The 26,918-nt window shown below is 35.5% G+C and carries 24 protein-coding genes and 1 pseudogene; 1 reads left to right on the forward strand and 24 read right to left on the reverse strand.

Annotated features, from left to right (window positions below; translation table 11 throughout):
• Nucleotides 1-183 precede the first annotated feature (183 nt).
• The 24 genes from MKY49_RS21470 to MKY49_RS21585 all read right to left on the reverse strand — a co-directional run bounded on the left by MKY49_RS21470 (nucleotide 184) and on the right by MKY49_RS21585 (nucleotide 26,060).
• Nucleotides 184-459 carry a transporter suffix domain-containing protein gene (locus MKY49_RS21470; RefSeq protein WP_274794896.1) on the reverse strand — a complete coding sequence of 92 codons (276 nt, stop codon included), beginning with the start codon at nucleotides 457-459 and terminating at the stop codon, nucleotides 184-186.
• A gap of 38 nt (nucleotides 460-497) precedes the next feature.
• Nucleotides 498-1,199 carry a YwqG family protein gene (locus MKY49_RS21475; protein WP_312506575.1) on the reverse strand — a complete coding sequence of 234 codons (702 nt, stop codon included), beginning with the start codon at nucleotides 1,197-1,199 and terminating at the stop codon, nucleotides 498-500.
• A gap of 156 nt (nucleotides 1,200-1,355) precedes the next feature.
• Entirely contained in the window at nucleotides 1,356-2,999 is a 1,644-nt protein-coding gene (locus MKY49_RS21480; protein ID WP_322610538.1) for a DUF4179 domain-containing protein, read from the reverse strand.
• Nucleotides 2,986-3,519: an RNA polymerase sigma factor gene (locus tag MKY49_RS21485; RefSeq protein WP_274794899.1), complete on the reverse strand. Its 534-nt coding sequence runs from the start codon at nucleotides 3,517-3,519 to the stop codon at nucleotides 2,986-2,988. The genes MKY49_RS21480 and MKY49_RS21485 overlap by 14 nt, the downstream gene beginning before the upstream one ends.
• A gap of 242 nt (nucleotides 3,520-3,761) precedes the next feature.
• Nucleotides 3,762-3,998: a small acid-soluble spore protein Tlp gene (gene tlp / locus MKY49_RS21490; RefSeq protein ID WP_274794900.1), complete on the reverse strand. Its 237-nt coding sequence runs from the start codon at nucleotides 3,996-3,998 to the stop codon at nucleotides 3,762-3,764.
• Nucleotides 3,999-4,126: 128 nt separating this feature from the next.
• Entirely contained in the window at nucleotides 4,127-5,338 is a 1,212-nt protein-coding gene (locus MKY49_RS21495; protein WP_274794901.1) for an MFS transporter, read from the reverse strand.
• 143 nt (nucleotides 5,339-5,481) lie between these two features.
• Nucleotides 5,482-6,480, reverse strand: coding sequence for a LacI family DNA-binding transcriptional regulator (locus MKY49_RS21500; RefSeq protein ID WP_274794902.1), 999 nt, complete (start codon nucleotides 6,478-6,480; stop codon nucleotides 5,482-5,484).
• 75 nt (nucleotides 6,481-6,555) lie between these two features.
• Nucleotides 6,556-7,554, reverse strand: coding sequence for an ureidoglycolate dehydrogenase (allD, locus tag MKY49_RS21505; protein WP_341387061.1), 999 nt, complete (start codon nucleotides 7,552-7,554; stop codon nucleotides 6,556-6,558).
• 15 nt (nucleotides 7,555-7,569) lie between these two features.
• Nucleotides 7,570-8,577, reverse strand: coding sequence for a zinc-binding alcohol dehydrogenase family protein (locus MKY49_RS21510; RefSeq protein ID WP_312506577.1), 1,008 nt, complete (start codon nucleotides 8,575-8,577; stop codon nucleotides 7,570-7,572).
• A complete protein-coding gene (locus MKY49_RS21515; RefSeq protein WP_341387062.1) occupies nucleotides 8,565-9,830 on the reverse strand; it encodes a mannitol dehydrogenase family protein in 1,266 nt (421 codons plus the stop codon). The genes MKY49_RS21510 and MKY49_RS21515 overlap by 13 nt, the downstream gene beginning before the upstream one ends.
• Before the next feature lie 13 nt (nucleotides 9,831-9,843).
• Nucleotides 9,844-11,343 carry a UxaA family hydrolase gene (locus tag MKY49_RS21520; RefSeq protein WP_274794907.1) on the reverse strand — a complete coding sequence of 500 codons (1,500 nt, stop codon included), beginning with the start codon at nucleotides 11,341-11,343 and terminating at the stop codon, nucleotides 9,844-9,846.
• A 21-nt stretch (nucleotides 11,344-11,364) separates the two neighbouring features.
• A complete protein-coding gene (locus tag MKY49_RS21525) occupies nucleotides 11,365-12,630 on the reverse strand; it encodes an MFS transporter (protein WP_274794908.1) in 1,266 nt (421 codons plus the stop codon).
• A gap of 36 nt (nucleotides 12,631-12,666) precedes the next feature.
• A complete protein-coding gene (locus tag MKY49_RS21530) occupies nucleotides 12,667-13,500 on the reverse strand; it encodes an SDR family oxidoreductase (RefSeq protein ID WP_341387063.1) in 834 nt (277 codons plus the stop codon).
• Nucleotides 13,484-14,515, reverse strand: coding sequence for a zinc-binding alcohol dehydrogenase family protein (locus MKY49_RS21535; protein WP_274794910.1), 1,032 nt, complete (start codon nucleotides 14,513-14,515; stop codon nucleotides 13,484-13,486). Before MKY49_RS21535 ends, MKY49_RS21530 begins: the two co-directional genes overlap by 17 nt.
• A gap of 9 nt (nucleotides 14,516-14,524) precedes the next feature.
• Complete coding sequence (gene uxuA / locus MKY49_RS21540) at nucleotides 14,525-15,589, reverse strand: mannonate dehydratase (RefSeq protein ID WP_274794911.1); 1,065 nt, start codon at nucleotides 15,587-15,589, stop codon at nucleotides 14,525-14,527.
• Between the two features lie 12 nt (nucleotides 15,590-15,601).
• Nucleotides 15,602-16,222, reverse strand: coding sequence for a bifunctional 2-keto-4-hydroxyglutarate aldolase/2-keto-3-deoxy-6-phosphogluconate aldolase (locus tag MKY49_RS21545; protein WP_274794912.1), 621 nt, complete (start codon nucleotides 16,220-16,222; stop codon nucleotides 15,602-15,604).
• Nucleotides 16,223-16,234: 12 nt separating this feature from the next.
• On the reverse strand, nucleotides 16,235-17,188 hold the full coding sequence (locus tag MKY49_RS21550) for a sugar kinase (protein ID WP_341387064.1): 954 nt from the start codon (nucleotides 17,186-17,188) through the stop codon (nucleotides 16,235-16,237).
• 330 nt (nucleotides 17,189-17,518) lie between these two features.
• Nucleotides 17,519-18,211 (reverse strand): stalk domain-containing protein, encoded by a 693-nt coding sequence (locus MKY49_RS21555; protein WP_341387065.1) that lies wholly within the window; start codon nucleotides 18,209-18,211, stop codon nucleotides 17,519-17,521.
• A gap of 743 nt (nucleotides 18,212-18,954) precedes the next feature.
• Nucleotides 18,955-20,247, reverse strand: coding sequence for a CitMHS family transporter (locus tag MKY49_RS21560; RefSeq protein ID WP_341387066.1), 1,293 nt, complete (start codon nucleotides 20,245-20,247; stop codon nucleotides 18,955-18,957).
• Nucleotides 20,248-20,618: 371 nt separating this feature from the next.
• Nucleotides 20,619-21,575, reverse strand: a complete 957-nt coding sequence (locus MKY49_RS21565) for a tripartite tricarboxylate transporter substrate binding protein (RefSeq protein WP_341387067.1) — start codon at nucleotides 21,573-21,575, stop codon at nucleotides 20,619-20,621.
• Between the two features lie 36 nt (nucleotides 21,576-21,611).
• Nucleotides 21,612-22,289: a response regulator gene (locus MKY49_RS21570; RefSeq protein ID WP_274794917.1), complete on the reverse strand. Its 678-nt coding sequence runs from the start codon at nucleotides 22,287-22,289 to the stop codon at nucleotides 21,612-21,614.
• A 132-nt stretch (nucleotides 22,290-22,421) separates the two neighbouring features.
• Nucleotides 22,422-24,020, reverse strand: coding sequence for a sensor histidine kinase (locus MKY49_RS21575; protein WP_341387069.1), 1,599 nt, complete (start codon nucleotides 24,018-24,020; stop codon nucleotides 22,422-22,424).
• A 1,163-nt stretch (nucleotides 24,021-25,183) separates the two neighbouring features.
• Complete coding sequence (locus MKY49_RS21580) at nucleotides 25,184-25,330, reverse strand: hypothetical protein (protein WP_169745643.1); 147 nt, start codon at nucleotides 25,328-25,330, stop codon at nucleotides 25,184-25,186.
• Between the two features lie 85 nt (nucleotides 25,331-25,415).
• The gene (locus MKY49_RS21585; RefSeq protein WP_312506583.1) at nucleotides 25,416-26,060 is read right to left on the reverse strand and encodes a hypothetical protein; all 645 of its coding nucleotides are present in this window, start codon (nucleotides 26,058-26,060) and stop codon (nucleotides 25,416-25,418) included.
• A 332-nt stretch (nucleotides 26,061-26,392) separates the two neighbouring features.
• Here MKY49_RS21585 and MKY49_RS21590 point away from each other — a divergent pair.
• A pseudogene (locus tag MKY49_RS21590) lies at nucleotides 26,393-26,901 on the forward strand (DUF3231 family protein).
• Nucleotides 26,902-26,918: the final 17 nt, after the last annotated feature.

Consider the following 26,918-nt stretch of genomic DNA (forward strand, 5'->3'; position numbering starts at 1 on the left):
ACCAAGACCCACAATAGGGATATAGTTACCGTGAAGAGAAAAAATAGAGCATATAGCCAAATTAATGACTATATGCTCTCAGTTTTTAAAATATAAATTTTTAACGAATTGATCCAGCCATATATGAACAGTCGCTTCAGGAGATGTAATGAAGCGATACAAAAATTCAAACAAGTGCTTTGATTATTGCTTCGATTTCGTGTCGTCTTTTTCTCGCCATTTTTTAGGGTTGAGGTAACTTTTAAATTTGTTAGCTACTTCCTTCCCAACAAGTAGAGCACCTAGCCAAAACATGATTTCAGCTACAATAATACTTCCTGGAATAAGCCCAGCCTTTACTTTTGTAGGTATGGGTGTGAATGGTGTAATGATTGGGACTAACCATAGGGAAAGAGAAAAAATAATAACGCCTATACCAAGCTTATATGTAAAGGATTTTTTGTTTTCAGTAGAGGGCATAACATGAATCTCCTCATTTAATTTAAAATAGTTCTATTTTACAAACTATAAATATAATAATATAGCTTGGAGAAATCCTTAGCTTTTAGGGCTTCTCTTTCAATAAAGAATTGCATTGTACCTGAATCTAATATCATGGCATAGGTCTTTTTATCATTACCTTCCATATCTAATTGAAACAGCAATTCGGCATGGCTATTATGTTCATCAAAACTATTTTTATCCATGAACGCATAGCCCCCTATCTTTGTGCCACTACTATCCGTTTTATCAAAATACTTACCATACTCAGGATCCTCCATTGGTAATTCATAGTGAACTGAACGTGGATCAGTATAAGGTACTAACTCCTCCTGTAAAGTAGCTTTTAATGCATAAGGGCCACCAAAGATGATCGGTTCACACAGCTCATACTCCTCTTCTTCTTCAGAAAAAGGCTCAATATCAACGGAGGTTTCAATTTCCTCATAGTACCTACAATAATAGCCATCCTCATAAAGACCATAATCCTCATCTGCCAATACAAAAAACTGCAAAAGACCATGCTGTGGGTAATTTTCTAGCTTAGGTAGCTGTGAAAAATTAAGCTGTGCCAAAAACATATAAGGTGTTCCACTCTCATGGATGGGGAATTCATCACCCGGCTTACAATAAGGTTGACCACCTAGTTTACTGTCCGTGTATGTAACCGGCTCTTCTACTGCTTGCAAGACAATCGCTTTTTTCAAAGAATGTTCCATTTCAAATTTCCTTTCTTCCTCATACTAAGAGGTAAATCAAACTAATAATCGTGTGCAATTCTAATGTAACTTATTTAATTATACATGTGCGGTAACTCTATAAAAATAAAATCCCACTCATTTGAAGTATCCAAATAAGTGGGATTGGTAAGCCTTTTATTTCAAAGATTGTAGTGGCACACGTAGCTCTGCATCTGGGTGGTTCGTAGTATATTTCCAAACATATATATCAAGATCTTTACCTTTGAAATTCTTATACTCATCTATATTCTTATTATTATTATCACCGAGAAATCCTACTGTGAGAGGCATCCCATAATTTCGATCTTTATGGTCTAGGTAATAAGTTTGACTGACACCACCAAACGTTGGATCAGAGCTAAAGGATTCAACGTAAAGGTTATTGTCCTTCTTATAATACGTCCATGTAATTGGAAACTCCCCAATCGTAGATGTTTTAATTTGAGGTTTCTCTGATATGTCAGTCAAACGAATCGGTTTATGATCGCCATCTTCTACATCCACTCGGTGTTTGGCTACTAAGGTTATAGATTGTTTCGCCAACATCGACACATCAACCCCCGTCATTTCAAAGCGAAGTTCTACTTTATAGGGATCATTTTCTACATCCCATCTTCCTCCATCTAATAGTACTCCTCCAATATCCAGTTGATAATCCATATAAGGTTGATGAGCATATCTCTCTTCACTTGTCAGAATTAATCGAACTTGTGTTGGTGTAACTTTCATTTCATGAATTTTTGTTCCACCAGGGACATTTTCTAAAGGAATATTTACCACTTTTCTAAATGATCCTTTTTTCAGTTGCTCTTTGGTCAGATTCATCTCAATACTCCAAGTATCCTCTGCAACACCTAAAGTATGTTCATACGCCAGTTGAAAATTTGACCCTTTGGTTTTTAAGCTATCTTTAGTAAAAATTTGTTGACTCAAGTATTCATCTGTTGCTCCAGGAGTACCAAAAACAGGTGTTTCCGCTTCTTGTATAGGTTGATTCTTATCATCTAAAGCCTTGATACGTACCCACTTGTTCTTCATTTTAGCGTCTGTAAACGTAACGGCTGATTGAAGGAGTATTTTCCCCTCTGGTTGTTCAAAAGCTTGTATAGTTACATTATCAATTCCATCCTTTTGAATAGTGAAAACCTGCGTATTAGTATCATTAGGATTATAGTTAATTGACTTCTCTTCATTACCAATCGAATGAATATTTTTCATCGAGAAATTAATATTGGACTTCTGGTCATCAGCAACCCAGTCTGTCTCAAAATATCCTTGGAAGAGGCCGAGATCTTCATTCCAAAGATGTGCATAATTTCCTTTAATAAAATCTCCGTTAGAGTCTGTAAGACCAATTTGATCAAAACTAACATCCTTTCCTTTCCAAGAGGCGTCAGGTTTTAAACTATACAAAAGGAAGGTTCTGTTTTCATCAATAAACACCGTATGTACGGTTAGCATAAACCCACTCTTCGTAACAGATTGTTCAACTTTTTGGCCTAAGCCCTGTTCTAAAGCAGACTGAATTCCCTCTCTATACGAAAGTATGTTAGACCAGTCATAATTCAATGCTGCATAGACAGGGGTAGCCATTAGAGCCACAGCTAGGCCCGCTATTAAAGCAAATTTCTTCCTTCTACGAGGTCGAAGTTCGATTGGTTCTTCTAAAGTCTTTAACTCATCTTTCTGGATACTGCTCCACATTTGATCAAAATCAGGATACTGTACATTATTGGTTGTCTTCATCTTGCTTTTAAGCTTCTTCTCAATGCGTTCCAAATTGATTCTCTCCCTTCAACCAAAGGTTTTGATTTTGCTCCAGTTCTTTTCGCATGATTTTCAATGCTTTATGAAGCCTAGATTTTACTGTGCCTACTGGGATCTTTAATGTTTCTGCAATTTCTGCTAGCGATAATTCTCCGATATAGCGGAGAGTGATAACAGCCATCAGCTTTTCTGGTAGCTGCTTTAGAAGATCTTCCCACTCCTCCTCTGCTGCTTTTTCCAGTACAATGGTGTCGACAGATTTAACTGATGCCGTAGTCTGTTCGTGGAGCAATTGAATCTGACTCTGTTTTTTCAGGTGAGATTGCTTTCTTTTTAGTAGATTTAAGCATTGATTCATTGCAATACGCATAATCCAAGCTCTTATGTGTTCAACGCTTTTCCAATCCTGACGAAAGACGATGACAAAGACATCATGGCAAAGATCTTCTGCATCTTGGGTGTTCCGTAGCATGTAATAACAAGTACGGTATACATCTTTGTTGTATGAATCGAATAATTCACGTTCAGTCAATTTATGGCACTCCTTTCTGCTTGTTCTAACTTATAAACAAATGACTATTAAGAAAGGTTCATTTTTTTAGATTTTTCTATGTAATTTAATTATAAAAAGCCACCATAACATGAAGCATGTTGAAAATAAAAAAGCAGATGGCCATATAGAAATCCTGATAGGACATCTAAACCATCTGATCAATGATATCTTACCCTTATGGGAAGTCGATGTTTTATTTCTTTATTTCCAACAATACAGTACTACACTTCGCCATTTTTACGTGCTGCCATTTCATCTTTCATTTCATCTTTCAACGCTTCTATCGATTGTTTACGACGCTCATTTTTTTCTTTTACCATTTTACTTTGCATAGGATCTGCAAACTCCATACTAATTTCTGCTTCATGAAGTTTTTCTTCGGTATTTTTAATAATACCCTGAATTCGTTCAACATTATTGGATCGATCATCTGGTTTTCGTTGTCTTGAATTAGCCATGTTAACCTCCTAAAATTTTGACATAACATTATTCTGGGTTGTTTTTTTGATTATATGAGTGCTAACTTTTACTAAGAGAAATTCTCTTTAACATGACTAATACTAGCTAAAATTAGAGTGGTCCTACTTCAGACAATCTCTTCTTTCAAACCCTCATATGCTGATTTTGAATGCATAAATACATATAAAATAAGCGAGATAAAAATAGCGACCGCACCAAATACGATACAAACCATTTGTAGCGAAAACCATTCGGCTAGCAATCCTAAAGCTAAAGTAAAACCAATTTGCAGTACATTTATTACCATTGTTGAAACACTGCCAAACCGCCCCATGATAGCTGTTGGAACACTTAATTGATAAAATGTACTATAGCCTGCATTACAAAATGACATACATATCCCTAAGGCAATAAAACTAATAATTGCTAATGTAACATTCGGTGATGAGTAAAATAATGTGTAGCAGATCATTGTCAGGAGCAGACCATAAACAATATATTGTCTTGTCGAAAACTTTTTAGCATATCGTGCAGCCATTGCTCCTCCAATAATGGCACCAATTCCTGCAATACTGACAATTACACCATATAGACCATCTGAAGCTTGTAAGTTCTGTTTAATAAATGTAGCTTCTTGTGAGTCTAATGCAAAAGCAATCATTAAAGCACCTTGAAAATAGAGAAAAACTTTTGCAAAAGCGCCCTCTTTCTTTGTAAATGAATAGACAACACCATAATCCTCTTTTAGCATTTGCCAAGTAATGCGCTGTCGATGCATGTTCTGATGATCTTCTACTGCTGGAAGCTTAAAAATCGAGAAAGCACAGACAAAGAACGTCAAGGCGTTAAACCAAATCGCAACAGATACACTGGATATTGCAATAATAAACCCAGCCAATGCAGGTCCAATTAAAAACGAGCCAGAGCTAAACATTCCTAAAATTGCATTAAAGGATTGTTTATCTTCGTCTGGAATATATTTTGAAATATAATAGGTACTACTCGGTCCAAAAAAGCTACTTACTATATTAGATAAAAATAATACGCAATAAATAAGCCAAATCGAGGATGTAAACGGTAACAATAAAATCAATATGCCACGAACAATATCACTATAAATCATCAATTTTTGTTTATTGGATCGATCAATAATAGAACCTGCAAAAAAGCTCGTTATAATACGCGCAATTGGCCCCACAATAAAGATACTAGCCATAGCTGCTGGGGACTCTGTTAAGTGCCAAACTAATAAATTAAGGGCAACTAAATTCACCCAATTTCCCAAATATGAGAAACCAAAGCCAAACAGAATGAGACGATACTTCCTAATGGTGCTCATAAGTCTCCTTTCTATCATCCAAGAATGAATTATTGGTCTTTTTTTACATAAAAGTATTCCTTTAGATAATCATATCTATCTATGAATTACAGTGCAACTAAAACAAGCAACCCTAGCTAAATGCATAGCTTTGGGTTGCTTGTTTAGTTTGTTGAATCTCGCTGAATTAAAATCGGTTTAAAGCGATATAATTTTTGTTCATCAGCTAGTGGTTCTTTTTTGATTTTTGCTAGGAGCAACGAAGCCGCCTTCTGAGCCATTGGTAAAATGGGCTGCTTCAAGGTTGTAATGGAAGGTGTTAAAAAATTTGCATATGGTACATCATCAACAGCGATTACTTGTACATTATTTGGCACATGTAAGTTTCTTTTTTTAATATAAAGCATTAATTCCTGAAAAATACGATCATTTGCCGCAATAATTCCCTTTGGTGGTTGTTCCAATGTAAATAATTGATTGAATATCTCTGTCATCTCAGCTGGCTCACCATTTTTTATATAGCGCTCATCAATCAACAGATTCCTATTTCTGAGCGCTTGTCGAAATCCTTCTAAACGTTCTACACGAGGAGTAATCGGTAAGGCTAAAGAAGTAGTGATAATGGCTAATGGTTGTTTTTGGAACGTCTCTACCGCCATATCCATTGCAGAAAAATTATCAAGCAACACAGCAGGAATATCTACTCCCTCAATAAATCGGTCAATAAAAACGATTGGCATTGCTTGTTGATGAAGTCTTATATAGAGATTTTTATTTTCTCCCGTTGGAAAAACGATTAAGCCGTCCACCTGTTTTTCTAGTAAGGTTTCGATATGCTTTTTCTCTTTTTTAGGGTTATCCGCCGAGTTACATACAATCATATGGAAGCCTTCTTTATCGAACTCTGCTTCCAATGCATTAATAATTTTTGTTGAAAAGTCATGGATTATATTCGCTACTATAATACCTATCGTAAAGGTGGATTTCTGTTTTAAGCTACGAGCCATTAAATTTGGACGATATTGCAAAGTTTCAATAGCTTCTTCAATTTTCTTACGGGTCTCTACACTCATATATTCATATCGCTTATTTAAAAATTGAGAGACGGTACTATTTGAAACATTTGCATATTGCGCAACATCGGCAATTGTTGTTTTTTTCACTAAAATCAATCTCCTACCTATAAATATGAAAACTCTCCTTGGTATTATGTAGCATAGCATACTTTACTAGTTAAATTAACTATTCAAATAGTTATACACTTGTTCAGGTAAATCAATGCCCTTTTCCATTGTTTCCGCACTTCGTTTCTGTTCAATTTCGCCTGGTACCAGTACTTGATCAAAATTTGGTGCCGTTGGAGCATCATGTAATTCATTAATCATTTGTGAGATATTTGCTTTGAATTGATCAATATCTCCAAAAATATTTGGATCTAATACATATAAATATTGTCCTAGATTACGCTTTTGTTCGTAATCACCATACATTTTTGAAATATGTGGACCAAAAGCTGCACTTGCTAAAATTCCGGAGAGAACATCTACTACAAGTGCCATACCATATCCTTTTGCCCCTGCAAACGGTGTTAAAGATTTTACTTGATGAGGATCTGTAGTTGGCGCCCCTTGTACGTCAACTCCCCATGTATTAGGGATTGTCTCTCCTTTTTCACGTGCATATAAAATTTTCCCGAGGGCCACATTACTTGTTGTCATATCCAAAATGATTGGTTTATCGTCTGTTGGAAAACCGTAAGCTATCGGATTCGTGCCAAAATAAGGCTCTTTTCCTCCAAAAGGGACAACTGCTGAGTCGGTTTGAGAGCACATGATAGCAATTAAATTTTTGCTCGTAGCCTGTTCAAGGAAATAGCCGAGTGCCCCACAATGGCTGCTTTCTTGAATAATCGTTGTACATGAGCCATGTTCCTTTGCTATTTTAATCGTTTCATCCATTGCTTCCTTACAAATAACATGTCCAAAACCATTATCCCCCTTAAATAGAAGGTGATTTGTGCCACGCTTTTCAACTGAAAAATTTGGGTTTTTCGTTATGCCCCCTGCCTTTAAACGTGTTATATAATGTTCCACACGCATAACGCCATGAGAACTGACACCACGTAAATCTGCATAAATCAAAACATCTGCTACTTGCGCCGCAGTTTCAGCGTCAACACCATGAGCTGTGAATTTTTGAGCAACTAATTCTTTTAATGCTGATACAGAAATATTCATTGAAAGTCCTCCCCATTATTTAAAATAAATTTGCGCTTTGTTCGTGTTATATTGTTTTGCCTCAAAGTAAGAAATCGCTTCGTCAAATGCAATATTTTTCGTAACATAGCCTTGCTTTATCGCTCCTGACTGCATATAGTTCATCACTGTCTCAAAATCTTCTAAAGTAGCATTTCTACTACTCTTTAACGTTAATTCCTTTGAATGAAATTCAGGATCATTAAATGTAATGGTCTTCTTCATTAAACCAATAAATACTAATGTGCCGCTATTTTCTACGTATTGGAATGAAGATTCCATTGATTGTTGATTACCTGTTGCATCAAAGACAACTGTAGGAAGTTCACCATTAAATTTTTCATGTAACTGCGCCATTATGTCATGGCTACCAACAATCACACCATCCGCTTCCGACCATGCCTGTCCTTCTTTTAAACGTTCTTCGTTCAAATCCATTAATACTGTTTTTGCACCGCGTAACTTAGCAAAACGTGCTGCTCCTAATCCAATTGGCCCTGCACCGATAACAAGTACCGTATCATTTTCTGTTAGTTCCGAACGACGTACTGCATGGGCACCAATAGCTAATGGTTCCACAATGGCTAATTGGTCACCTGATACAGCATTATCTGTAATGACAATACTGTCATCAACTACGATATATTCGCCCATACCACCATCCATATGTACACCTAATACTTTCAAAGATTTACAGCAGTTTGTTTGACCTCGACGACATGCAACACACTCTCCACAATGAATGTATGGAATAACTGTTGCACGATCTCCTACGTGGATGTCCTTAACTGCTTCACCGACTTCCTCCACGATAGCAGCTAGTTCATGGCCTAACACTCGTGGATAACTAAAGAATGGCTGTTCACCTGCAAAAGCATGTGTATCTGTTCCACACACGCCAATATGTGTGATTTTTAATAGAACATCATGACTTTTTTTAATAATTGGCTTGTCTACCTCACGTTCCACCATTTGAAATGGTTCATTAATGATCAATTGTCGCATGCTATTTCCTCCAATAATCTATGAATTGTGGATAATTGCTGAATAACCTTAGTTGCATCACACTGGAAATGTTGTTCAATAAATTGTTGCATTGGCTCTGTTTGACCTTGTTCAAAATGGTTATGGATTTCAGTCAGTATTTCAATAATCTGATCCGATTCACGCATGGAAAAGCGTCTTGGATTCATTGCATAGATTCCTAACGCTAAAGCTTGATAGTATATTTCTGTTTCGGCGTATGGTGCAATTCGCGTTTGCCACTTTGATAACTCATTTAATTGAATATCATATAGCTGATGCTCAATAAATGGATTTAAAAAACGTTCAAAAACATCTTGCTGATAGTGTTCATCCACTTGAAATCGTTTGGTAAAATCATTTGTTACTTTTTCAATAAATGCTCGAATACCTGTGTTAGAAAATGCATCTCTTACAGTTGTATATTGAAAAATTTTCCCAAATGCTGAAAGCAAAATATGACTACCATTTAAAATGGCAACTTTGCGTTTCCGATACATGTCTAAATCATCAAATACAAAAGGTAAATCATTATTTGTTGGCCAATGTTTAAACGGCTCTTTCTGATCAATTACAAAAAGGAAATAGGGTTCACAAACTGTATAAAGGGCATCTTCACCGTGATAATCTTGTGGATAACCTGTTACAATACGGTCTACTAGTGTATTACAAAAAGTTAAAGTAGCAAGCCATTCATTAAATGCTGTAGGCAGGTTCCAGTCTTTAGCATGCTGTAGGCAAATAATTTTTAGGGTAGAACCATTCTGTTCTATTAATTCCAGAGGCACAATGGCCAGTTGTTTTTCACCTTGAAAATGATTGAAATATTGTTCTAGGAAGACTGTTAACTTTGCTGCATAGCTTGTTGGACAGGCAGTTGGATAAGGGATATTTTCGTAATAAATTCCGGCCTCTGTTGTATTTGACACAATCATTTCAAGTGTTTCTGACTGCGCATATTGCAAAAATGAATGCCAGTTCACATATGGATGAATAGTATCTTGAATAACCTTAACGGAGGTTTCTTCTTCTACAACCTCACCATTTTTTAACCCTCGTTCCATCACAGTGAATTGCAACTGTTGTTCTTCTAGTTGTTTGACCGTTTTTCCTCTTGCTGTCGCTGCAACTGAAACGATACTGCAAGGAACTTGAAGTTTTTCAACCGCTAGGTCAAAAAAGCCTCTAATAAAATTCCCATCACCTATTTGCATAATTTTAATAGGATGCTTCATGTCATTTTCTCTCCTACATCGTCACGCCATCTTTAAAAATGGCGATTTCTTTGAAACCATACTTCTCATTATTCGTTTGTACTTCACCTGAAGCTAACGCTAATATATACTCCATAAATCCATCGACTACTTCATCCATAGGCTTACCATCCACTAACTGCCCTGCGTTAAAGTCAATCCAATTTTTTTTGCGTTCATAAAGTGGAGTATTTGTTGAAATTTTAACTGTAGGTGTAGGTCCTCCAAACGGTGTTCCCCTACCTGTTGAGAAAAGAACAATTTGGCAGCCTGTTGCGGCAAGTGCTGTTGTTGATACAAGATCATTTCCTGGGCCATTTAGTAGATGTAGCCCCTTTGTTGACATACGGTCGCCGTAATCAAGCACCTCTTTTATTTCTTGGAATCCACCTTTTTGAATACAGCCAAGTGACTTTTCTTCCAATGTTGTTATTCCACCCGCTTTGTTTCCTGGAGAGGGATTTTCATATACAGGTTGATTATATTTCATAAAATACTGTTTAAAATCATTTACTAAATGCACAATATCCTCGAAAACAGCGGCATCTTTTGCACGTTCCATTAAAATCTGTTCAGCACCAAACATTTCTGGAACTTCCGTTAACACCGTTGATCCACCTGCTGAGATTAATTGGTCAGAGAATAGGCCAATCATCGGATTAGCTGTAATGCCAGAGAAACCATCACTACCACCACATTTCAAACCAATTTTCAGTTCTGAAATAGGTAATGCTTGTCTTTTAAATGTCGTCACATAGTCAAAGGCCTTTTCCAGCAATTGTTGCCCCTCTTCCATTTCATCTGCTGACTCTTGAACATTTAAAAAGGCTACGCGTTGTTCGTCATAATGCCCGACTGTTTTCTTAAATAACTCAATATAATTGTTCTCACATCCTAGCCCTAATACAATGACCGCCCCTGCATTAGGGTGGTGAACCAAATTAGCTAAAATTTTTTGTGTATACGTTAAATCATCACCCAGTTGTGAGCAACCATATGGATGTGCGAAATGCTGTACACCATCAAAATTGTCAGCCTTTAATAATTGATTGCCTAACTTCGCCAAATTTTCAGCTACCTTGTTAATACAACCAACCGTATTAATAATCCAGATTTCATTCCGCACGCCAACCTGACCATCTGTTCTACGATAGCCCTTAAACGTGCGCTGTACATGACGAGGCTCTGCTATGGGATGTGTTTTGGGTTTAAATTCATAGCTTAATTCTCCTGATAAATTGGTTTTCATATTATGTGAATGAACCCAACTACCTAATGGGATTTCTTCTGTCGCATGACCAATTGGAAAACCATATTTTGTGATATGTGTATCTTTAGAAAGAGTTGTGATGGCAATCTTATGCCCACGTTGTACTGGTTGCTGTAACGTTATTTCTATCCCATCCAATGGAAGTAAAAAGCCTTGAGGAAGATCACTCAAGGCTATGACAATATTGTCCATCGGATGGATTTTAATAACTGACTGATTGTTCATTTGAATCCATCCTTTCTATTTCTAAGCTATTTCTTTATGAACTATTGGTGTAACAAATTTAATAACTGCTAATGAAGCGATGACTGCTAAGCCACCTGCAAGTAGGAAAGCAGCTGAGAACGTTCCTGTTTTATCTACTAGGAAACCTGTTAAAGTTGGTCCAATAATCCCCGCCGTGTTTGCAAGAAAATGCATAAATCCACCAACAGATCCAACATACTTAGATTCCACCACATCATTAATAATGGCCCAGTAAATAGCCCCTGTTAAATATAAGAAGAAAACGGAAGTGGCAACAAGCGCAACAGCACTAATTGTTGTTGTTACAATACCTGCACAGCCAATAGAGACAGCAGCTAAGAATAAGCATGTAACTAGAACGACTTTACGAGAGAATAAAACACCCTTACGCATAAAGCGTTTATAAATGAAATCTGATACAATCCCACTCAATGCTAAACCTAGGAATCCTAAAATCCATGGGATAACTGTTACGATACTCATATCTTTAACAGCCATGCCACGAGCTTCCACTAAGTAGCTTGGGAACCAAGTCAAGAAAAAGAACAGAATATAGTTATAGGCAAAAAATGAGAAGGCTGTAAATAATACTGTAGGCTGTTTTAAATAATAAGACAGGCCACGACTATGATTGATATCTTCTGCTGCAATTTCTAATTGTGCCATTGATTCTACACTGTCTTCTTTGTTCGGCTTTTCTTTTACTACTTTAAACCATACAATTGCCCAAACAAATCCAAGGATCATGATCGCAATAAATGAATACTTCCAGCCATATGCTAATGCTATATAACCAACAATTGGACCAGCGATCGCACCACCGAGTGGCGTACCACTATTGGCTAGCCCTACTACAGAGGCACGTTTATCCGCTGGGAACCAGTTATTCACCATTTTATTTATGGTTGAGGATAGTGGCCCTTCCGCCATACCAAATACAATACGAACAATAATTAATGAAGCAAACCCTACTACTAATACCATTGCTCCACTGAATAAAGACCATACAATCATTGCTACAAATAGCGTTAACTTGGCACCAAATTTATCGGAAGCCATTCCACCTAAGAAATTGAAAATGGCATACCCAACAGAGAAGCTACTAAAGATAATCCCTAATTGTGTTGACGTTAGATGAATATCTTCTTGAATAAATGGTGCTGCAATTGATAATGCTGAACGGTCTAAATAGTTAATGACACCCGCTAAAAATAGCATGACAATAACAACCGTTTTGCCATCTCCAAAAATACCTTGTTGTTTCATATCATTCACCCCTAAATTTGAAATAAATCCCCTCTGTTAAACGCCGGAGTAAGCCATAAATCCACCATCAACAGGAATCGTTACGCCAGTGACAAATGCTGAGTATGTATCATCAGCTAAAAATAATAATGTTCCTAATAAATCTTGTGGTTTTCCAAAACGCTTTTGTGGTGTAGCTGTAATAATTTTTTCTGAACGGGTTGTTAGTGATCCATCTTCAGTCAGCAATAAATTACGGTTTTGTTCAGTAATAAAAAATCCAGGTGCGATGGCATTAACTCGTAGACATGCTTCTGCAAAATGCACAGCCATCCATTGCGTAAAGTTATTAATCGCTGCTTTTGCCGCGCTATATGCAGGCACTTTTGTCATAGGGGCATAGGAACTCATGGATGAAATATTAATAATCGTCCCCTTCGTTTTCAGCAATGCTTCTCCAAAAACTTGAGAAGCTATAAACGTACCTGTAAAATTATTCGAGAATACGCTTTCAAAACCGTTTGCCGTTAATTCAAAGAAATTGGGTGTAATTGATTCTTCTTTATATACTTCATCAGCCGTAATAGCATCTGGATGATTGCCACCCGCTCCGTTAATAAGAACATCAATTTGACCATAACGCTGTAAAATTGCTTGTCTCGATGCTATTAATGATTCTTTGTTTAAAACATCCACAGTAAAATTAATAGCTTCTCCACCATTTTCTTTAATCGATTGGACGACTGCTTCTCCTTTTTGTGCTGTACGATTTAAAATGGCAACTCGCATACCTTGCCTAGCCAATTCCCTTGCCATCTCTGAGCAAAGAACACCACTACCACCTGTTACAACGGCAACTTTATTTTGTAATGCTTCATGCACCTTTCTCACCTACTTTTAAAATAACTTTACGTACTTCATTTGGGTTTTTTTCTATATATTCAAAGGCTTCTTTTGCTTCATGTAATGAGAAAGTATGTGTAATTAAACCTTGTTGCTGTAGCTTCCCAGCATCAACAAGCTTCACTACGTTTTCAAATTGGAATGTTTGTAAACGTGATCCTTTTATCGATAATTCCTTTTTCGTGATTGGTAGGGGGGCAAGCTCAATGGCTTCCTCTCCAAAGCTAAGAACTACCACTCTTCCAGCAACTGAAACAGCATCGATCGATTGCTTAAATGTTAGTGGAATACATACCGCATCAATAGATACATTGACACCTACTCCATCTGTCCATTGATTAACAGCCTCTAATAAATCTTGTTCCTTTACATTGACAACTTCATCCGCTCCAAGTTCTTTTGCGTATGAAAGCTTAGCTGGATCCAAATCAGAAATCATTACACGAGCATCCATTAATTTAGCCATCTTTAAAATACAAATGCCAATCGGTCCTGCACCTTGAATTAATAGGGTTTCACCTTTCTGTAGTTCACCACGATATACGGCTTGTGCGCCAATTGTGTAAGGTTCGATTAAGACAGCCTCTTCAAAAGGTGTGTGATCTGCTACTTTATGCAATTGCTTTTCTGCAACTACAAAACGCTCACGCATACCTCCATCTTCATGAACACCAAAAACAGAAAGCTGTTCACAGACGTTTGGTTGTCCTTTACGGCAAGCGTAGCACTCACCACAATAACGAATTGGTTCGACAACAACTTTGTCACCCACTTTTAATCCTTGTACCTCTTGGCCAACCTCTAATACACGTCCAACAACTTCATGCCCTGGTATACGAGGTAATGTCGCTAATGGATTCGAACCATGATAAATATGCATATCTGAGCCACATATTCCAACATATGCTGTTTGTACAAGCACGTCTGTTGAATTTGTTATCACTGGTTCTGCTACATCAATTAAAGCCATTTCAAAAGGTTTCATTACTTGTAGTGCTTTCATACATGTCACCTATTTCTTTAGATTTTCATAAGCATCCCAAAGACCATTTAAATACATAATGCCAAGTGCACGATCATATAAGCCGTAGCCTGGACGACATTGTTCGCCCCAAATATGACGACCATGATCTGGACGAACATAGCCTTCATAGTTTTGGTCATTTAATGTACGGACAATATTTTTAATATCGATTGAGCCATCCGATGTAAAATGCGATGTTTCAAAGAAACTACCATTTTCCTTGATTTTCACATTACGGATATGGGCAAACGGAGCACGATGTGCGTATTTTTCAGCGATTGCTACCATATCATTTTGTGGGTCTGCTCCCATTGAACCTGAGCAAAACGTAAAGCCATTCGCATTTGAATCAGATATTTTAATTAATTTTTCATAGCTTTCTGATCCTGTAATAATGCGCGGTAAGCCAAAGATTGAATACGGTGGATCATCTGGATGAATCGCCATTTGAATACCTACTTCTTCTGCAACTGGTAAAATAGCTTGTAAGAAGTAAGCTAAGTTATCCCAAAGTTTAACTTCATCAACTTCTTTGTACTGCTCAAATAATTCTGAAAGTCGAGCTAATCGTTCTGGTTCCCATCCTGGAAGGGTTAAATCCGAAGAAGCACTTACTTCATTCACCAGTTCTTGTGGATCTAAATTCATTACCTTCTCCTTGTCGAAGTAGAGAGCCGTTGAGCCATCTTCTAATGGATGGAATAAGTCTGTACGTGTCCAATCAAATACTGGCATGAAATTATAGCAAATAACTTTAACACCCACTTCACCAAGGTTCCGAATAGATTGTTTATAGTTCTCAATATATTGATCACGTGTTGGCAATCCTAGTTTAATATCTTCATGGACATTGACACTTTCTACGACATCTGTATGGAATCCAAAAGACTGAATATAATCAACTTCATCTTGAATAGCTTCTTTAGACCATACTTCCCCTGCTGGTAGGTGATGGAGTGCCCAAACAATCCCCTTAACATTAGGTATTTGCTTCACATCTTCTAGTTTCACTGTATCATTGCCACGACCATACCATCTAAAAGTCATATTCATACTTGTTACCTCCTAGTTTGATAGATTTTCCATATAAGCTTTTGCTTGAGCTACAACACCTTCATAGCCATCTGTTGCAAATGCTTTATTTAAATCACTTCCAATACCAACCGCTACCGCACCAGCATCTAACCATTTATTCATATTAGTTAAACCAACACCGCCTGTAGGCATAATTGTGATATTTGGGAGAGGGCCTTTAACAGTTTTAATAAAGCTTGGTTCATATTGATTTCCCGGGAATAATTTTATAATGTCACTACCACCCTCAAGGGCTGTCACCATCTCTGTAATAGTCATACACCCTGGTAAATACGGTATGCTATAACGATTACAAAGCTTCGCAATCGCAGCATTATAGCTAGGACTAACCACAAATTTTGCACCGTTTAATATGGCGTGACGTGCAGTCTCAACATCCAATACTGTGCCAGCTCCAATTATTGCATCACAATCGCGTAATGCTTTAAAGGTTTCTTCAACAAAAGGTGTTGTATACGTTATTTCAATTGCTCGAATGCCACCTGTAATGGCACCTTTTGAAATTTCCGTCGCTTCTTCGGGTGAACGTCCCCGAATAACAGCGACAACTTTTGCATCTGACAACGCTTTCAAAATTTCAATTTTTTGCACTCCTGACAACCCCTAACGTTCAATTAATTTTTCGTCGCCGATAAATTGTCTTAACTCTTGCAATGATGGAAGACCCTCATTATCTCCTTTAATCGTTGCTACCAATGCACCTGCGCCATTGGCTAAACGGAGACGTTCTTCGATATCATCACCATTTAAATAGCTATAGACATAGGCCGCATCAAATGCATCCCCTGCTCCAACTGTGTCAATAGCACGAATAGTAAAAGCCTCTCGATCATACTGCTCAGTGGCTGTATAAACCGTTGCACCTTGCTCACCTTTTTTTACAATAATTTCATCTATTTTATAACTCTCTTGAACGTCCTTAACTGTTCGCCCTTCAAATAAAAGTTCAAATTCATCCTGTCCTGTTAGCAGAAGATTGATAGATGGGTACACTTTTTCATAAACCTCTCTGGCATCTTCTATAGACCATAGTTTTAAACGTAAATTTGGATCAAAGGATATAGGAATACTTTTTGCCTGTGCTAAGGCAATTAATTTCAATGCAACTTGAATGTTATGTTCACATACTGCTAAATACACTCCGCTAATATGTAATAAATCCACATCATCAAGTACTGACTCATCTATACGATTTTCTGTCAACTCAAGTAGAGGTGATGGGTTACGGTAATAAAACGATTTACCTGCCCCGTCTTCCCGAATTTCTTTAAAGTAGATAGACGTTGGAATATGGGGTGTTCGTAAAACATGTGATACATCGATTCCTTCACCACGCGCAAAGTTATAAATTAACTTGCCAAATTCATCGTCTCCAATACAACTAATCCATTTTGCTTCCATATCTAAACGTGTAACACCTATTGCAAAATTTAATTCTGCACCACCAACAGCTCGCTCAAAGGAAGGAACGAAACGTAGAGGACCTGTCTTAGATGGATTAAAAACGACCATTGCATCCCCAATCGTTGCAATTCGTTTATTTCTCAATATGTTCATCCCCTTCACAAGTAAAACGTTTTAGTAAAACGTTTTACTAATATTATCATGATTTTTTTAGTGTTGCAACAATAATCCGACTATTTAGATTGTTGGAAATAAAATACTATTTACTAGGCATGCATAAAAAAAACTCGCAAAAGTTAGAAAGTAATCTAACTTTTACGAGAAAAATTCACTTTTAATAAGACGGCTTTACATCATCCACGTCTTACTCTAAATGATATTAAATACTTTTACCCGCTTATTTTGTAACTTAGCATTTAATAAATAGATACCAATACTAGGACGATGACAACATGTCATCTTCTCTGTTTATAAACGTAACGATTATTGAACAAATTGAGGATTTAATATACCTAATCCACTTCCTACAATTTCAAATTTCACTTTTGTAGCTCCCTCTAAATTAACATTTACCTTCACCTTGTCTTTTATTGAGCCACTATCGTAAATCAATTTATTATCCGCATAAATCTTCAAGGACCCTATACCTGAAGAACCAGCTACTAACTTTTTAACTGGCGCCAAATATGTTTCGAATCCTTTATAATTTCCGTTAGCTAAATATTCAACGGTATGATCTTGTACAGCTCCTCCGCCATGATAACCACCAAGCTGATAGGATTGTTCAAACTTCTCTCCTGTACTAATAACGACAGTGCTTGGATTGTGGAAGAAGTGGTCTTCCTCACTTCCAATAGGCTTTACATCTTTTAAAGAGATGAATTTTGGAACATCACCAATATAAACTGATTTAGTTTTCCCATCCCATGTCACCTTTTCTCCTAAAGACTCAGCAACAAAGCGCATTGGAACATATGTAGTGCCTTGATAGATAAATCCAGATTGACCTTCAGGGGGTACTTTTTTAACTTTATCTACATAATAACTAATCTTATCCTGAACTACTTCGATCTTTTTCGTAATGCTAGCCGCTTCAGATGTTGAGAAGTACGTAAAAGTCAAACCTCCTAGTAGAAAAAACCCTAAATAACTTGTTATAATCAATAGCTTTTTCATAAAAACACTCCTTTGCATAAGTTATACATAACTATTTCTTGATTAGTTGAAAACCCACCCACATTATCTTAGAAATATAAACACCTTTTGATTAATTGGCTTACTATATTAAACGTTTTACTATTTTAAAAGGTTACATCTTTATATAAAAAATAATAAATTATGGAAATTGATCTAATAAAAAAATCATTTCACTACTAAGAAAAATAGAGGTAAATGATTTTATTTTCTACTAAGCTACGATCGGTATAGATTAATTTTGGATAGTCCCAAAACCTCTATCCACCCTAAAACTAGTTAAGGAGCCCTTTATTATATTCAATCCATTTTTCCATTTCTCTTTCAACTGCTCTATTTTGCCACTCAAACCAAATACCTGAACATTCGCTACAATGGCTGTCTACCCCAATTTTGTTATGCATATCTTTACAGGTAAATATAGTTTTTTTACGACAGCTAAAACAATAGATTTCCTTCTCTTTATAAAATTCCATAACTAGTTCCTTTCAATTTTTTTATATTTATATCCGGTTCTAAAATTATCTATTCAAAACTAATGCAATAATCTTAAATGGGTGGGGATGACGCTTGATTGTACATATTAAAGCGTAATAAAAACGCTCAGATTATACTCTGGGCGTTTTTAGATTGAAATGTTTAATTATGTTGATTATCCAAATAAAAACAGATTGATTTGCCGATTCTGTTTTTATGGATAAGAGATATTGCGTAACGATAATTCATTAAAGAGGAAAAATTCCTAATACTACACAAACAATAATCATGACAATTGTAGAGCCGAATGCCCACTTTAAGAAGATACGTTGTAATGTGCCGAAATCTTCTCCAACCATACCGACTAATAAATAAGTAGATGGAACAAGTGGACTTAAAAGGTGGACTGGCATCCCCAAAAGGGAAGCCCTACCGATTAAGGCTGGATCAATGCCATATACTGCTCCTGCCTTAGCAAGTAGCGGCAGTACTCCATAGTAAAAGGCATCATTTGACATAAAGAATGTAAATGGTGCACTAAGGATCGCTGTAACAACAGCAAAATGTGAACCCATAGCATCTGGAATATAATCAATAACTGAGTTTGCCATCGCATCTACCATTGATGTACCTGAAAGAATTCCTGTAAAAATCCCTGCTGCAAAAACCATTGAAACAACAGATAATGCATTGTCAGCATAATTCGCAATACGTTCCTTTTGATCTTTTAATTTTGGATAGTTTACAGTAATCGCAATCGCAAAACCAAGCATGAATAATGTAACCGGTGGTAATAACTCCATAATTAATGCTACTAAAAGGACGATTGTTAGAGCATAATTAAAGACAATTAATTTTGGACGTTTTAAATGGTCATCTTCTACTGTTGCAGCAAGCTGAGCTGTAGCTTCAAAATCATATTCTATAACGCCAATTCGCTTTCTTTCTTCTCTTCCAAACATAAATGCCATAAACAGAACAAAGATAGCGCCGCCAATCATTGCAGGAATTACGGGTGTAAAAACCTCTGACATTTCAAGATTCAAAGCTGTCATAACCCTTGCCGTTGGTCCCCCCCAAGGTAGAAGATTCATTACACCTGAAGCTGAAACGGCAATACCAGCTAATACAATTGGTCGCATGCCAATTCTTTTATAAAGCGGCAGAAATGCAGAAATAGTAATCATGTATGTTGTCGTACCATCACCATCTAAAGAAATCAAAAGAGCTAAAACTGCTGTTCCAATGGCAATTTTTACAGGATCACCTTTTACTAACCTTAGAATTGTTTTAATGATTGGATCAAATACACCAGCATCAATCAAAATACCAAAGAATAGAATTGCAAATAAAATCATAATCCCTGTTGGAGCGACACTTTTAATTCCATCCAACATCATCGGACCCATTTCACTTCCGAATCCACCTATAACTGCAAACGTAATTGGAACTACAATTAATGCAATCATTGCTGTAAGACGTCCCGTCATAATCAAAATCATAAATACTAATATCATTAAAAAGCCTAAAATTGCTAGCATAATTCTCCCCCCAATTGCTCTACTAAATTATTTACCAATTCGATAAATAACTAATTTTTCGAATATTTACCCTATAATAAAATAATTTCGATCAAATGTAATCGTTTACAAATTAATGTTTATTAATTTCTTTTTATCTATTTCGTACATTTTGTTCACGGTAAATTTAAGATTTACGCCACCTAATGTCTTCCCTAACACAAATCAAAAAAGGCTAACCTAGGACTATGCATGATCTCTCTACCACATGTATGAAATGGTAGAAAGACAAAAACATAGGTCTCATAAGTCAACCTTGTAAGTCATATCTGAATATAATAAAGAAGAAAAAACCATTAATTTTCCATTAAAATATTAAAGAGTAGCTCTTCTTAATAAATTTCTAATAATTTCTCATATTTCTTATTTTCCTCATCAAGAAATTTTGAGGTTTCACTACTGTTCATATAAAAATCTTCCCACATATATTTCTTTAAAGTTTGTTTCCATTCTTCAGTTCTTACCATTTTTGCAAATGTCATCTCCCAAAATTCGATTTCCCTTTTTGACATATTAGGCGGTCCCATAATGCCGCGCCAATGTTTAAAAACTAAATCAATTCCTTCTTCTGTCCATGTAGGAATTTCGGGAAGCTCCTTTAATCGTTTCTCTGATGAAATGACGAGCAGTTGCACCTGATTCAAATCATAATATTTTTTAGCCTCGGATAAAGTCATCGTTGCAACATCTATTTGCTTTTTTAATAATGCATCCACTACTTGATTGCTATTTTCATATACAAAAAAATCTAGTTTTTCAGGTTCTACTTTTGCCTGTTTACTCGCTAATACAAAAGAAATCTGATCATCATTGCCTAATCTCGGGGAGACACCTATTTTATATGCTTGAGGTATTTCTTTCAGCTTCTCCATTAAATTTTTTGCACTTTTTATTTCTGAATCCTTTGAAACAATGACAACATCCCATTCAGTAGCTAGGGTGGCAATCGGTGTAAAATCTTTATAAGTTAACTTACTTTGTCCCAATAAATGATTGGTAATGAGTAGGCTTGAATTCATTGCCAGCACATGATCTTTTTGCTGCTTTGTATATTTCCATCCTAGCTCTCCACCAGCACCTATTTTATTCAGTACATGAATGTCTTCGTCAACCAAATTGTTATTCACTAAAATGTCCCGTATAGCTCTTGCTGTTTTGTCCCAACCTCCACCTATAGAGCTTGGAGCAATGATTGTTACTGTATCTGTTATAGCTTCTTGCCCATCATCTTGTGAACAACCACAGCAAAGTATGACAATAAGCGTGAAAATACTCATTATTTTTCTCATTGTTCATTCCTTGTCCATATTATTGATCGAACCTTGTTATCCTTTATAGTAATATTTCCTCTCAGGCCTACCGACGACTCCATATTCATGTTTTGCCGTACAAACATCAATTGAAACGAGAAACTCTAAATACCTTCTTGCAGTGGTACGTGATGCTCCAATTTGTTCACCCATTTCCTCAATGGAAATACCGCCTTTTAGTTCTTTCATTACTTTTTTCACTTTGTCCAAAGTATGACGATCTACACCTGAAGGTAAATCTTTTTGATTGACGGAGGTTTGATTAGCTACCCCAAAATATCGATCAATCAATACTTGGTTCACCTCATCACTATGGCTTAGTAGTCTTTTCTTCTTTTTATATTCTTCAACTGCTTCAACAAACTTCTCCAAGGTCACTGGCTTCAATAAATAATTACTAACACCATATCTCACAGCCGCTTCAAGCATTATTTTTTCTGTTGCAGCAGTCACCATAATAATATCAATTGAAGGATAATTTTCTCGAATCTTTGATAACAAATTTGTTCCAAGATCATCAGGCATATAGATATCTAAAAAAAGCAAATCAACTTCGTAATTCTCTAGTATTTCCATTGTTTCCTTTGCATTCAGTGCCTTCTGAACGACCTTTACATCTGGTACCTTTTGCAAAAACTGTTCTTGTACTTGTGCAATTCGAAAATCATCTTCCGCTATGACAACCTTAATCATTTTTCTCCTCTCCTTCTTTTATCTCGCTTTGCTGGTATATAAACACCAACCCGTTTAACGTCTTAGATGGGAGTAAACCCTTAATTTCAACATCAGTGGAGCTCTAGAAAATTTCACTGAGTAGGTTTCATTTTATCCCTTAATTTTTTTCGGAAGGAATACCGTGAAAATGGCCCCTCCTTCTTTGTCATTATTTACTTCTACTGTTCCACCTAAAGAATCTACAATTTGTTTAACATTAAATAAGCCGTACCCTCTGTTTTTACCTTTAGATGAGCTGTGTAAATCAAATATAGAATCTAACACGTCTTCAGCAATCCCCTTTCCGTTATCTGCTACTTCAATAATGATATCATTCCCAATTCCTGTAATTGAAAAGATCACCTTTCGCTCTTCTTGGTTGGCTACTGCATCAAAAGCATTATCAATAAGGTTTCCAATGATTGTAACGATATCAGTGATTCCAATATGACTTGGTAAGAGGTCTACATAACTATCGGGATCAATTTCAAAAGTAATTTTCTTTTCCGATGCTTTACCTAGTTTCCCTAATAGTATAGCTTGAACATTTATATCATGAATTTGATTAAAAAGTATACGGTTCTGTTGCTGATGATTAGTTGACTCCTTTTGTATAAATTCAAATGCATCTTGGTATCTCTCTAATTGAATTAACCCTGATAATAAGTAAAGTTTATTAGCGTACTCATGAGTTTGGGCACGAAGTCCCTCTGAATATTCGCGAACCTCCGTGATCGTATCAATAAGCTTTTTCAGCTCTGTTTTATCTCGGAAACTAGAAACTACACCCACAATCTGTTCATTTTCAATGATTGGAATAAAGTTAAAAATAAATACTTTATCATTTATTATTATCTCTACATTATGAATTGGCTTACCCTTCTGCAGGACATAGTCGATATTAATGGATGGTAATACAAATTTAATATGTTGGCCAATCGAGGAATCATCAATAAGGTTCAACATTGACCTTGCAGAATGATTAATTAAAGTTAAGAATCCATTATGATCTATTGCTATGATCCCTTCCTTGACCGATAACAAAATGGCGCTTCTTTCCCTATATAATGACGAGATTTCATGCGGTTCCAGGCCCATAGTATCTTTTCTAATACTTTTGGTTAAAAAAATACCACCAATGATTCCTAAAATTAAAACAATTAAAGATGCAATGAGAATAGACTTAACACGCTTGTAAATATTTTGATAGATGTCTTTTTCCGCGTATTCAACTGCTACGGTTCCAATTACACGAGTGTACTCTCCATTGTCTGCAATGATAGGAACCTTCCCTATTAAAACAGAACCACTCTCGCGTTCCACTTCAAAATTATTAGAGCCACCAAATATTAATCCATGATTATTTGTATGGTCAAAACTCTTCTTACCGACCTGACTTGGGTTTCTATGCGAATAAATAATCTTCTCTCGATCTTCAATAATAATATTTTCCGCATTTACCTGATCTATTACCTGATCAGCAATTGGACGAAAACTTAGCTCTAAATCGCTTTTCCCAATAGATTCTTTAAGTTCCGGCATGAGAGAAATAGTCATAGCCGATTGCAATGCTAATTGTTTTACTTGCGTCCTAGCATCAACATATTGCAAGTAAGCAAATACGCTTGCAAGAAGACATACAATAAAAAGGATCAGGGTGCTAATTAGTCCCAATATTTTTGTTTGTAATGGAATCTTATTTTTCTTCAATGTATTTTTTCCTTTTCGACTAGTGTACTTCATTTATTATTGTTAATTTTCACCCCACTATAGTTAAAAATATGCCACTCCAATTACCTAAAAACTTTGTGACCAGCTATGTAATCTGACTGCTATTTTGAATATGAAAAACTTACTAAATATTATAAGAAAGGCTAATTTTAATCAAACTTAATTTCTTGATTATACTATAGTTCAAAGGAATATTTGAATAACCTTCAACCAATCAGTTGAAGGTTTTATATACCATTAGATGACAGAGGAATTTTGAGAGGAAAACATTAATTATAATTATTGTAGAAGTTTTTAATCTTTATAAAAAATAATCTAGGAAAAAATATAAACCTTGATACAGCAACAACTACTCTGTACCAAGGTTTATAGGACAAATAAAATTATATAATGTGACAGTATTAGTTATTACTCACTGTTAAGTTAAAAAAAGGTCTTATACTTTCAAACGCTAAAAGACGCATTTTTAAATTCTTTTTATTGGATAAGATATCCACATAAGTGTTGCAAAAAAGTTGTATACTTAGGAATTAATAAAAATCCTCAATATAGGACATAAAGCTCCTTTATTGTGGGTTTTGCTTTTAATTTTCATTATCATTGGAAGGAAAGTGTGTTTCTCGATTATTTATAATAATTGTGTATGGCTCGATCCTTTTACTTTTATAGTTGATTTGTTGCCCAACAATTGCGCACGATTGTTGAATATAAAAATACACGAAAATTAGATTCGTCATCATCTATGTTGGGGAAAATCCATATTTGTGTATCATTAACGCTTCTTTACTTCCTGTTGTTAAACATACCTACAGTCTTGTTGCTATTGTAAAGATCTAACATTTCTTTTGATGTATGACACTTAGAAAATCTCCCTTCATATTGAAACTCATCTACATCCAAAGAACTCTCAGTTCAAGTCTGATTCTGTAACAGCAGGGGCTAGAACCTTTTGCCTGCATTTTTGAACCTTTACTTTTTAACTCCTAAGCTAGAAGACAAATATGGTTTTTTTCAAATTAATAAACCTGATTTTTTAGTAGAGTATATTCCGTGTATACAAAACGATGGATTTATGTACAAATTTCTAATGAGAAAAAAATACCTTACTCCTTTTAGGAATAAGGCAAAAAAATTTCAATGTTTTATTTGTTTTTAAGTTCATTTTTTATATCTTTTAATAACTCAATTATCTCTGAATTTTTATCATTCATTTTTTCTATTTTTTTTTCTATTGTGCTACTCGTGAAAAAAATAATTAATAATATTGCTATTAAAACTATAATGTCCATAATTTATCTCCCTTACGGCTAATTCATATTAAATATAAAAAGACAAAACCTAAATAATTGATTTTGTCTTTTAATATTTAAAAAATTATTGCCATTCTAGTCTAGTATAAATACTTGAGTTTGTTGCATATACTGCAAGATCTCTTGTAACAGTGTACAAACCTGTTTTATGAGAAGCCTTGAATTTCCAAGCAGTTCTAGCTGGTTTTGAACTAGTTGCCGTTGGATTAGTAGCTTTTTGATCCAATGTTAACCAATCGTATAAAACCATATCAACATATAGGTCTCTAGGATCTGTTATTGTAGTTTGTCCACCCTGTACACGAGTTACTGTTGTTTTATATGAAATAGTCCATATTAAATCATTGTATTTTACTGTAACAGTACATGTATTATATCCAGAACCTGAAGAACAACTGTTGCTCACAGGTACTTCAGAATACCCATATGGTGTAATTAAATTTTCTTCTTCCATTTGTAAAGCAATTCTCGAACCGTCATCAAAAACTATGATATTTGTTTCGCCATCTGGTAGTAAAACAAGCTCATGTTCTTTTTCTTTAATTTTTTCAGGGTTTTGTGAATCTAATAGCTCCCCATTTAATACTTTTTGAATTAGCTTTTCTCCTGATACTTCATCAATACCTAGTGATATGTAATTTTCTCTCAATTTTTCAATCTCTGTGTCGTTTAAAACTACTTCACTTGCATTAGATGTACCGACATTCAATAGAAAAATAAACGCAAAAGTATATGCATTGCAAGTAAATTGGTAATTAACTACCAAGATAACCGAAATATTATTATTTAAATATATGTTCCGGTCTAAAAGTATTTATTTAATTCTGGGAAAATAGACTGATAAACAGTGTTTTTATATGCGCTTATTGTTCAGCAGCAATGCATCAATAGTTTGTTTTGAACTCTAATTAATCTTCCACGTTTCCAGGAAAGCGCCCTATTATTGAAATACTATTACATGATGTCCTCAAAATGTTCAGTAACATAATTTTTTAAATAAATTTTTTTAAATTTTAACCATACTATCCTTACATTGTAATTATGGGTATTATGGGTGGAAATCCAAAAGATGAACCATTGCATTATGGTGAAGTATTTAGTGTTTGGTCGGGTTTAGTTGTGAACTATGGTATAATTTCTGGCTATCAAACATTTTACAATCATGCTGGAGATGAAGACCTTAAGAAAATTATTGAAGATATTATTGAACTTTGTAGAGATGAGTAAAACAATTAGAAAAAATTCTAAAAACTAATGGTATTGCTCTACCTCCTGCTTCACCCGAACGACCTGTTGCAAGGGTGGAAGATATTCCTCCTGGAGCAAAATTTAATGATCCTGAAATAAGTGCTGCACTTACAGCCGACCTTGCTACAGGATTAGTTGCATGCAGTCAAGGAATGGGAACATCTACTCGAGAAGATATTGCACTAATGTATAGTCAATTTCATACAGCAAAAGCTCAAATCGGTGCAAAACTACTTCGTCTAAATAAAAATAAAGGTTGGTTAGTTCCACCACCATTACATGTAGATTATCCAGAAAAATAATATTTTTACCTGACAAA

Source organism: Lysinibacillus sp. FSL M8-0134 (genome assembly GCF_038069745.1).
In the GTDB taxonomy this organism is placed as follows: Bacteria; Bacillota; Bacilli; order Bacillales_A; family Planococcaceae; genus Lysinibacillus; species Lysinibacillus irui.